This is a genomic window from Phenylobacterium sp. (assembly GCF_030698145.1).
Taxonomy (GTDB): Bacteria; Pseudomonadota; Alphaproteobacteria; order Caulobacterales; family Caulobacteraceae; genus Phenylobacterium.
This window is the reverse complement of sequence record NZ_JAUYNW010000118.1, coordinates 1-2,691: the sequence shown is the minus strand read 5'-3', so window position 1 is coordinate 2,691 and position 2,691 is coordinate 1. Positions and strand designations below refer to the sequence as shown.

General features: G+C 66.5%; 4 protein-coding genes. 3 read left to right on the top strand and 1 reads right to left on the bottom strand.

Annotation, left to right across the window (positions count from 1 at the left end; genetic code table 11):
- Together Q8Q77_RS17290 and Q8Q77_RS17285 are read left to right on the top strand one after the other, a co-directional pair.
- On the top strand, positions 1-774 hold a 774-nt coding region (locus tag Q8Q77_RS17290), incomplete at its 5' end, for an ATP-binding cassette domain-containing protein (RefSeq protein WP_305584936.1).
- A gap of 64 nt (positions 775-838) precedes the next feature.
- On the top strand, positions 839-1,219 hold the full coding sequence (locus Q8Q77_RS17285) for an endonuclease domain-containing protein (protein ID WP_305584934.1): 381 nt from the start codon (positions 839-841) through the stop codon (positions 1,217-1,219).
- A 43-nt stretch (positions 1,220-1,262) separates the two neighbouring features.
- Here the strand turns inward: Q8Q77_RS17285 and Q8Q77_RS17280 are convergent, their stop codons facing one another.
- Entirely contained in the window at positions 1,263-1,808 is a 546-nt protein-coding gene (locus Q8Q77_RS17280) for a methylated-DNA--[protein]-cysteine S-methyltransferase (RefSeq protein ID WP_305584932.1), read from the bottom strand.
- Positions 1,809-1,944: 136 nt separating this feature from the next.
- Between Q8Q77_RS17280 and Q8Q77_RS17275 the strand changes: the two genes are divergently transcribed.
- Positions 1,945-2,556 (top strand): glutathione S-transferase family protein, encoded by a 612-nt coding sequence (locus Q8Q77_RS17275; RefSeq protein ID WP_305584930.1) that lies wholly within the window; start codon positions 1,945-1,947, stop codon positions 2,554-2,556.
- Positions 2,557-2,691 lie beyond the last annotated feature (135 nt).

Here is a 2,691-nt window from a genome sequence, read left to right as displayed (position 1 = left end):
CCGGCCACCTATACCGGCGCCTTCCAGCCGATCCGCGACTGGTTCGCGGGCCTGCCGGAATCAAAGGCGCGCGGCTATGGGCCCGGCCGTTTCAGCTTCAACGTCAAGGGCGGCCGCTGCGAGGCCTGCCAGGGCGACGGGCTGATCAAGATCGAGATGCACTTCCTGCCCGACGTCTACGTCACCTGCGATGTCTGCCACGGCAAGCGCTACAACCGCGAGACGCTGGAGGTCTTGTTCAAGGGCAAGTCCATCGCCGAGGTCCTCGACATGACCGTCGAGGAGGCCGCCGACTTCTTCAAGGCCGTGCCGCCGGTGCGCGACAAGATGGAGACCCTGAAGCGGGTGGGCCTGGGCTATGTGAAGGTCGGCCAGTCGGCCACGACGCTCTCCGGGGGCGAGGCCCAGCGGGTGAAGCTCTCCAAGGAGCTGTCGCGCCGGGCGACCGGGAAGACCCTCTACATCCTGGACGAACCGACCACGGGCCTGCACTTCGAGGACGTGAAGAAGCTCTTGGAAGTGCTCCATGAGCTGGCCGACCAGGGCAACACCATGGTGGTCATCGAGCACAACCTGGACGTCGTGAAGACCGCCGACTGGATCGTCGACTTCGGCCCCGAGGGCGGCGACGGCGGCGGCGAGATCGTGGCCCAGGGCAGCCCCGAGCAGGTCGCCGCCAACCCCAAGAGCTGGACCGGCCGCTATCTCGCCGAGATCCTCAAGCGCCACGAGGAACGCCGCGGGGCGCGACGGCGGAAGCTGGTCAGCGCTTAGCGCCATCCCTCCTCCTTGTGGGGAGGGACAGGCGGCGAAGCCGCCAGGGTGGGGTAGTCTGGCCATGTCCCGGATGCGCGCCCGCGAGCTTCGAAACGCCATGCCGCGCGAGGAAGTCCGCCTCTGGGCGCGGCTCAAACGGTTGCGTGAGCGCGGCTTCCATGTCCGCCGGCAGGCGCCGTTCCGCGGGTACTATCTCGACTTCGTCTGCTTCAGTCGCCGGATTGTCATCGAGCTCGATGGCAGTCAGCATGCCGAAGACGGCCGGAAAGCACACGACGAGGTGCGGGACGCCATATTGAAGCGCGAGGGGTTCCAGGTTCTGCGGTTCTGGAACCACTTCGTGCGCGAGGATATCGACACAGTGATGGATGTGATTGTCGCCGCGCTTGAAGCGGCGCCCAACCGGCTGGATCCGCGCGTTGGCCGGACTTCCCCACCCTGATCGCTTCGCGATCTGTCCCTCCCCATAAAGAGGAGGGATAGGCTCAGAGCCCGCCGAACAGCGGCAGGGTCTCGGGGGCGAGCGCGCCTTCGATCTCGAGCATGCGCATCTTGGTGTCGGTCCCGCCGGGGGCCGAGAAGCCGCCCTTGCCGCCGCCGGCCGCCAGCACCCGGTGGCAGGGCACCACGATGGGCCAGGGATTGGCGCCGAGCGCCTGGCCGACCGCGCGGGAGACCGAGACGTCGCCGATCTCGCGGGCGATCTCGCCATAGGTGCGGGTCTTGCCCGGCGGGATGGCGCGGGCGATTGCGTAGACCTTGGCGTTGAAGGGCGCGACGCCCGCCATGTCCAGTTCGATTTCCATCAGGTCGAGGCGCGCTCCCTCAAGCAGGGCCTGCATGCCGGTGATGGCGGCCTGCACGGCCGGAGGCGGCGACGCCTCGACGGCGTCGGGGAACCGCCGGGCCAGCTTGGCGCGCGGGTCGGAGGGGCCGATCGGCGGCAGGTGGACGCCCAGCAGGCCAGCCTCGCCCCACACCACGCCACAGGTTCCGACCGCCGTCTCGAAGAGGGTGAAGCCTTGGATCATGCCATCAACCTAACATCGGTCGCCGATCGGTTCTCGCGGCTTTCGGACATCGACCTGCCGTAGGGATAATCGCTTGCATTCAAACAATCGTTCGAAATAGCTTGGCCGCATAACTTCGTTCATTTGGGAGACCACCATGATCCTCTATGGCGCGCCGATGCCGGCGCCGAACCCGTTCCGCGTGCGCATGTTCCTGGCGGAAAAGGGGATCGATCTCCCCGAAACCAAGGTCGACATGTTCAAGCGCGAACACAAGTCGCCGGAGTATCGGGCCAAGAATTCCATGGGTCAGATCCCGACCCTGGAGCTGGACGACGGGACCTGCATTTCCGAGACCGTCGCGATCTGCCGCTATTTCGAGGAGACCAACCCCTCCCCGCCGCTGTTCGGCACGACGCCCGTGGAAAAGGCCCTGGTCGACCAGTGGGTCCGCCGGGTGGAGTTCGCGGTCATGATGCCCGTCGGCAGCTTCTGGCGCCACGCGCACCCGCGCACGGCGGCCCTGCTGACCCAGTACAAGGACTTCGGCGAGAGCAACAAGGAGACCTACAAGGGCGCGCAGAAGTACCTGAACCGCGAGCTGGAAGGCCGTGAGTTCCTGGTCGGCGACGGCCTGACCATGGCCGACATCTGCCTGCTCTCCACGGTCGACTTCGCCGAATGGATCGGCCTTCCGGTCGAGGAGGAGTTCACCAACTTAGTCGCCTGGCGCGCCCGGATGAAGACCCGGCCCAGCGCCAGCGCCTAGAGCCTGACCGTTTCAGCTTGGAGCGTATCCTGAGTTGACGAGGTAGTTGGCGCATTCTGCTGGGCTGAATTGGCCGAGCAGATCGCCGATGCGCCGCCAGGTGGCCTCGACGGTGCGTTCGGCGGCTTTGCGCAG